7 protein-coding genes and 1 riboswitch are annotated in these 6,733 nt (G+C 32.0%); of the genes, 6 read left to right on the top strand and 1 reads right to left on the bottom strand.

The window, feature by feature from the left end:
* Together V6137_RS16820 and V6137_RS16815 are read left to right on the top strand one after the other, a co-directional pair.
* Positions 1-182 (top strand): oligopeptide/dipeptide ABC transporter ATP-binding protein (locus V6137_RS16820; RefSeq protein ID WP_425449127.1); only part of this gene is annotated, 182 nt, incomplete at its 5' end.
* Between the two features lie 143 nt (positions 183-325).
* On the top strand, positions 326-487 hold the full coding sequence (locus V6137_RS16815; protein ID WP_425449126.1) for a rubredoxin: 162 nt from the start codon (positions 326-328) through the stop codon (positions 485-487).
* Between the two features lie 287 nt (positions 488-774).
* On the opposite strand, the gene V6137_RS16810 is transcribed toward V6137_RS16815, so the two are convergent.
* Positions 775-1,194 (bottom strand): universal stress protein, encoded by a 420-nt coding sequence (locus tag V6137_RS16810; protein WP_425449125.1) that lies wholly within the window; start codon positions 1,192-1,194, stop codon positions 775-777.
* A gap of 123 nt (positions 1,195-1,317) precedes the next feature.
* Here V6137_RS16810 and V6137_RS16805 point away from each other — a divergent pair, with 123 nt between their 5' ends.
* The 4 genes from V6137_RS16805 (at position 1,318) to V6137_RS16790 (ending at position 6,642) form a co-directional block, all read left to right on the top strand.
* Positions 1,318-1,791: a hypothetical protein gene (locus V6137_RS16805; RefSeq protein WP_425449124.1), complete on the top strand. Its 474-nt coding sequence runs from the start codon at positions 1,318-1,320 to the stop codon at positions 1,789-1,791.
* Positions 1,792-1,793: 2 nt separating this feature from the next.
* A complete protein-coding gene (locus V6137_RS16800; protein WP_425449123.1) occupies positions 1,794-3,155 on the top strand; it encodes an MATE family efflux transporter in 1,362 nt (453 codons plus the stop codon).
* Between the two features lie 106 nt (positions 3,156-3,261).
* On the top strand, positions 3,262-5,253 hold the full coding sequence (locus V6137_RS16795) for an alpha/beta hydrolase family protein (RefSeq protein ID WP_425449122.1): 1,992 nt from the start codon (positions 3,262-3,264) through the stop codon (positions 5,251-5,253).
* 199 nt (positions 5,254-5,452) lie between these two features.
* Positions 5,453-5,548: riboswitch (glycine riboswitch) on the top strand.
* A 71-nt stretch (positions 5,549-5,619) separates the two neighbouring features.
* Positions 5,620-6,642 (top strand): PTS sugar transporter subunit IIC, encoded by a 1,023-nt coding sequence (locus V6137_RS16790; RefSeq protein ID WP_425449121.1) that lies wholly within the window; start codon positions 5,620-5,622, stop codon positions 6,640-6,642.
* Positions 6,643-6,733 lie beyond the last annotated feature (91 nt).

Below are 6,733 nucleotides of genomic sequence, written 5' to 3'. Positions count from 1 at the left end.
AGATAGAAAGAACTAGAGAAAGGGAAATACTAAAGGGAGATGTACCAAGTCCTATAAATACACCTCCAGGATGTAAGTTCCAAAATAGATGTAAATACGTAAAGGATATATGTAGAAAAGAAGCACCGGTTCTAAAGGAAGTTAAACCAGAACACTATGTTGCGTGTCACTTAGTTAAATAACTTTAACTTAAAGAATAGAGAGTAGATAATAAAGAATAAATAAGGAGCAAAGTGGCCCAAGGCCACTTTGTTCTATTAATATTATGATATAATACGTTAAATAAGGGTATAAACTATATAGACAAACTAAAGGAGGAGATAATATGGCGAAATACATATGTAAAGTATGTGGATATATTTATGATACAGAGGTGGGACTACCGGATATAGGAATAGATCCTGGAACTCCTTTTAAAGATTTACCTGATGATTTTAACTGTCCTGGATGTGCGTATCCTAAAGAGGAGTTTAAAAAGATGGAGTAAAATATAAAAAAGACCTAATTTTTAAACATTAAGGTAGAGTGTTGACAAAGTAAGTAAAAATGTCCGCCAGTCCTCGGATTTGGAAAATATAGAGAAACGGTCGAAAATAGAATTCCAAACTCGGTGTCCCTCAAACAGTGGAATTCTAAACGATTTTCTCCCTTATTCTATATTTCCACAAATCCTGCGGTATGGCTACCATTTTTACTTACTTTGTCTAAATATACTTCAAATCCAAAATGACCTAATGTTTAAACATTAGGTCATTTTTATAAATACATTATATTTTATCTAACTACTAAAACGGGAATATCAGCATGATGAACTACCTTGTTTGTTACACTACCTATAGTAAATCTTTTAACTGCTCCCATTCCGTGGGTACACATAATTATAATATCGCAATTTTCCTTTTTAGCTACATCAATTATAGTGCTTGCAGGGTCTCCAAATTCCACTTTGGTCATTGTCCTTACTTTGCTCTCATCAAATAAAAGTTTAGCTTTGTTTACAATATCATTGCCAAGTTCATTGTATTTTTTTCTATCATACTCTAAGTCACTGTGGGCATAGGCCCATTGGTAGGGTAATGATTGGACATTAACTATAAGTATTTCAGCATCATATTTCATAGCAAAATCCTTGGCATATTTATAAGATTTTGTACACATATCAGATCCGTCTACAGGTAATAATATCTTATTCAAAATATCCCTCCTTATTATATATCTACCGAAAAAATGATGCTTTAATCATTATTAATAGAAAAATAAATATATTTCCTTTTTATTTAATATGAAAAACAGTATAATTATATGGGAGGTTTAAAGATGGGATATAATATAATAGATATAATAGATAAATTAATATTAATAGAAGAAAAAGCCGTTGAAATTTATCAGAAGATATGTGAAAGCAAAGATTGTTCATTGAGATTTAAAGCAATATCAAATATACTTATGAAGGAAGAACTTAGACATATTAAGTATTATAATGAATTAAAAGAAAAATTTATAAAAAGTGATTTAAAAGATATATCACTTCACATATATGATAAGATATCAAAGTTAATAGATAAGTTTAGAAATAATATGGATATACCGCAAACTGGTGATTATAAAGTATTATTAAAGGGAGCTTTGGAACTTGAAAAGAAAAATGTTGCACTGCTTATTAGTATACAGGGAAGTTTAGTAACAAGTGAGAAGGATGTTAATAGGGTTGCATATAACATTTTATCAGAAATGATAAAAGAGGAACAAAGACATGTGAAAAATCTAGAACCCTATGTAGAGGAGGTATAGTTATGAATAGAGCTATTACAGAGGATAAAAGATTTTATAAATCTCTACTTGCCATAGGACTTCCAATAGCCATACAAAATTTGATATCATCGTCTCTTAATATGGTGGATAATGTCATGATTGCTAGTTTAGGAGAGTCAAATATAGCTGCTGTTGGCTTTGCAAATCAGTTTTTTTTCATATTTGCATTATTGTCCTTTGGAATAAATAGTGGATCTGCAATTTTTATATCTCAATTTTGGGGTAAAAAGGATGTAATCAATATAAGGAGAATAATGGGAGTGGCTTTGGTACTAGGGGGAAGTCTTAGCTTACTATTTACGGCACTTGCTTTATTAATACCGGAACAAATACTGGGGATATTCACCAATGATACAGAAGTTATATCATTAGGTATGGAGTATTTAATCATAGTTTGTTTTAGCTATTTTATAAATGGAATTAGTTTTAGTTTTGGATTTGCATCAAGGAGTATAGGACAGGCTAAGATACCTATGTTTGTAAGTGCCATAGCCTTAGGATGTAATACTTTACTTAATTACACTCTGATATTAGGGAATTTCGGTTTTCCAGCTTTAGGAATAAAAGGGGCCGCTATAGCCACATTAATATCTAGGGCCATAGAAGTATTACTACTTATTACTATAATATATGGGAAAAAAGGTGTATTAGCCGGTAAAATATCAGAAATGATGAGTTTTAATACTAATTTACTTAGCAGATTTATAGAAAGGGCGGGTCCTGTCATAGCTAATGAGGCTTTCTGGGTAGCAGGTATGAGTGCATATTTAGCTGCCTATGGACGAATTAGTACAACAGCAGTGGCAGCAGTCCAAGTGTCGAACACAATAAACAATCTATTTATGGTGGTATCAATGGGACTTGGCAATGCATCAGCTGTTATGATAGGAAATGCTCTGGGTGCTAATAAAAGAGATAGAGCGATAAGGTATGCTAGAAAGTTTTCTATAATAGGACCTATTATTGGAATAGTCACAGGAGGACTATTGATTTTACTATCACCTTATATATTAGTGCTATTTGAGAAAACTCCGGAGGTTTATATACTGGCAAAAAAAATATTGATAGTTATGGCTTTAGCTATGAGTATTAGAGTGTTTAATACAATATTAGTCGTAGGAATCCTAAGGGGTGGGGGAGATACATTTTTTGGATTTTTATTAGAAACCGGTAGTGTTTGGTTGATAGGTGTTCCGTTGGCATTTTTAGGGTCTTTGGTATTCAAGCTTCCCATATATTGGGTAATAGGTCTTGTATATTTAGAAGAGGTGGTAAAGGCCATAGTAGGTATACCGAGGCTCATATCTAAAAGATGGGCTAATAATGTGGTTGATCATATATAAGAAAGAAGGAGATTATATCCTTCTTTTTTTATACTTAAAAAGGAATATTTGATACTTATATAGAAATATAATAATTAGACACTCTAAATAAAAGGGAGGTATTTTCATGGAAAAGTTAAAACTAGATGATTTTATTAATTATACGTTTTTATCAGGAATTAAGTTTTCAAATAATGGGGAGTATGCTTGCTTTATAAAGCATAATACAGATTTAGAAGATAATAAATATTTATCAAATCTTTGGATTTATAATGTATCAGAGGATAAATATTTTAAGTTAACATCCTTTAATGAGGAAAGTGATTTTATATGGTTAGATGATAATGAGCATATATTATTTCCAGCAACTAGGGATAAGAAAGATAAAGAAAGAAAAAAAGAAGGGGAAGAATTCACCCAGTATTATAAGATAAATATTAATGGGGGAGAGGCTGTAAAGGCCTTTAAAATACCTAGAAGTGTAACCGGAATAAATCCAATAAATGGAAGTGAGTATCTAATCTCTGCAAGTTACAATAGTTATAATAAAGAATTAGATGGTTTAACTGAAGATGAAAAGGAAAAAGAATTAAAAAGGAGAAAAGAGGAAAAGGATTATGAAGTAATAGATGAGATACCATTTTGGGGAAATGGAAGGGGTTTCACAAATAAGGTGAGGAATAGATTATATATATATAATTCAAAGGATAATAGTATAAATGAAATAACCGATAAATACACAGGTGTTGGTAGTGTTAACCTAAATGAAGACAAAACAAAAGCTATATTTATAGCTTCAAGATATAAAAACAAAATGGAATTAACCGATGATATGTATATATATCACATCGATAAGGATAAGTTACAAAATATATCCCCATATGATAACTTTAGTTATAGTTATGCTAACTTTATAGAAAACAATATAATATTTACAGGTAGTGATATGAAAGGTTATGGAGTTAACGAAAATGAAAAATTCTATAGACTAGATTTATCTAATAAAGAAGTAGAGTGTATAACTAAAGACTTTGACCGTAGTTTGTGGAATTCAGTGGGAAGTGACTGTAGATATGGTGGTTCTCAAGTTAGAAAAGTAGATAATGGGTACTTATACTTTACAACAACTGAAGGATATATGTCATACTTAAATAGAATCAATATAAATGGTGATATAGAAAGGGTTATAGATAATAATGGAACTGTAGATGGATTTGATGTTGTAGATGGAAATATAATATATATAGGATTTAATGGAACTAACCTACAGGAGATCTATAGTAAAGATAAAAAAGTAACTGATTTTAATGATGGAATAATTAATAATAAAAATATTATAAAGCCAGAAAAGGTTACTGTTGAAAATGATGGAGTTAGTATAGATGGATGGATATTAAGACCTATAGATTTTGATAAAAATAAAAAATACCCTGCTATATTAGATATTCATGGTGGGCCAAAAACAGTATATGGGGAAATATTCTATCACGAGATGCAATGCTGGGCAAATAAAGGATATGTTGTATTTTTCTGTAATCCCAGGGGCAGTGATGGAAAGGGAAATGAATTTGCCGATATAAGGGGAAAATATGGAACAATAGACTATGATGATATAATGAAATTTACCGATTATATTCTTGATAATTATAAATTTATAGATAAAGACAATGTAGGAGTAACCGGGGGATCCTATGGAGGATTTATGACAAACTGGATTATAGGCCATACAGATAGGTTTAAAGCCGCAGCATCCCAAAGAAGTATATCAAACTGGATTTCAAAATTCTGCACCACTGATATAGGATATTATTTCGTCCATGATCAAGGGGGCTCTACACCTTGGGAAGATCAACAGAAACTTTGGGAACATTCGCCACTAAAATATGCAGATAAAGTGAAAACCCCAACACTATTCATTCACTCGGAAGAGGACTATAGATGTTGGAGTCCAGAAGGATTTCAAATGTTTACAGCATTAAAATACTTTGGTGTTGAGTCAAGGCTATGCTTATTTAAAGGGGAAAATCATGAACTAAGTAGAAGTGGAAAACCGAAACATAGGATAAGAAGATTAAAGGAAATAACAGATTGGTTTAATAGATATTTAAAAAATCAATAAATCTTTTGTATCCATAATAAATATTTATGGAGTTTTCTATTGACAAATCCTTTGTATAATCATAGAATGTTATTGCAAGATAAAACTTAATAATGGTGGGTGAAAATCATTGGAGATATCCGTTAGGGATAACCGTAGGAGAAAAAAATAAATTTATGCTAAGAATTTATTTTGAAGCTCTCAGGTCATTACAATGATTTGACACAACCCTGGAGAGACCCTTACATAAGGGCATCGACGAAGAAACTTGTTTTCTAACAAGGAAACTTTCAGATAAAAGGACAGGGAATAATAAGCATTAGTTTTACTATGCTATTATTCCCTGTCTTTTTGTATGTAAAAAAATAAAAGACTGGAGGGATATTAATGATAATTATTAAAGGAATGGGACTATTAATATTAACACTTATTTTATTTTCAGGATTTAGTTTAAAGGCACCAAAGGGAAATAAAGCAATGTCAGGCCTGGCAAATGCGGCGGTAGCAACTTTTTTAGTTGAGGCTATTCATAAATATATAAATGGAGACTTTTTAAACATAAAATTCTTGGGAGAAGTTGGAAGTGCATCGGGAAGTGTAGGGGGAATAGCAGCCACAATATTAGTATCCCTTAATATGGGGGTGAACCCTATATATGCCGTTACAGCAGGAGCGGCAATGGCAGGCTATGGAATACTTCCAGGATTTATAGCAGGATATGTGGTTGGACTAATAGGACCAATACTTGAGAAGAGGTTACCAAAGGGAGTAGATGTAATCCTAGGAGCATTATTAATAGCTCCTATAGCTAGAATAGTAGGATTTGGTTCAGCTCCAGTAGTTAACTCTACCTTAAGTAATATAGGAAATATGATAGTGGTGGCATCGGAACAATCACCCTATTTAATGGGATTTTTACTAGGGGGAATAATGAAGATGATGTGTACGTCACCATTAAGTTCTATGGCATTAACTGCAATGTTAGGACTTAGGGGATTGGCAATGGGTATCGCATCAATAGCCTGTGTAGGAGGTTCATTTACAAATGGTTTAGTATTTAAAAGACTAAAATTAGGGGACTCATCAAATGTATTGAGTGTTATGTTAGAGCCATTAACTCAAGCCGACGTTATAACCCAAAACCCAATGCCAATATATTTCTCTAACTTCATAGGAGGGGGATTGGCAGGATTGTCAGCGGCATATTTTAATATTATAAATAATGCTCCAGGAACAGCATCTCCTATTCCGGGGCTTATAGCACCCTTTGGATTTAATGATCCTAAAAGTGTAATATTTGCTATTTTCTTTGCAATAATAGGTGGAATAAGTGCTGGATTAGTTGGATCAACTATATCAATGGCAATAAGGAGCAAAAGAAAAATTACAAGGGCAGTAACATCTAAATAGTAAAACATTGAAACGATTTGGACGTTCAGTTATTGATGAATTTTTAGTAATTTGGTATTGAGCGGTTTTTAATGATTTGGTGTTAGGAGAT

Source organism: Dethiothermospora halolimnae, assembly GCF_037577855.1.
In the GTDB taxonomy this organism is placed as follows: domain Bacteria; phylum Bacillota; class Clostridia; order Tissierellales; family VENL01; genus Dethiothermospora; species Dethiothermospora halolimnae.
This window is presented reverse-complemented; position numbering and strand designations above follow the sequence as displayed.

Bases quoted from the DNA above. Each gene is read 5' to 3' on its own strand.
- V6137_RS16815 (WP_425449126.1), top strand. From the start codon at position 326: ATGGCGAAATACATATGTAAAGTATGTGGATATATTTATGATACAGAG.
- V6137_RS16805 (WP_425449124.1), top strand. From the start codon at position 1,318: ATGGGATATAATATAATAGATATAATAGATAAATTAATATTAATAGAA.
- V6137_RS16800 (WP_425449123.1), top strand. From the start codon at position 1,794: ATGAATAGAGCTATTACAGAGGATAAAAGATTTTATAAATCTCTACTT.
- V6137_RS16795 (WP_425449122.1), top strand. From the start codon at position 3,262: ATGGAAAAGTTAAAACTAGATGATTTTATTAATTATACGTTTTTATCA.
- V6137_RS16790 (WP_425449121.1), top strand. From the start codon at position 5,620: ATGATAATTATTAAAGGAATGGGACTATTAATATTAACACTTATTTTA.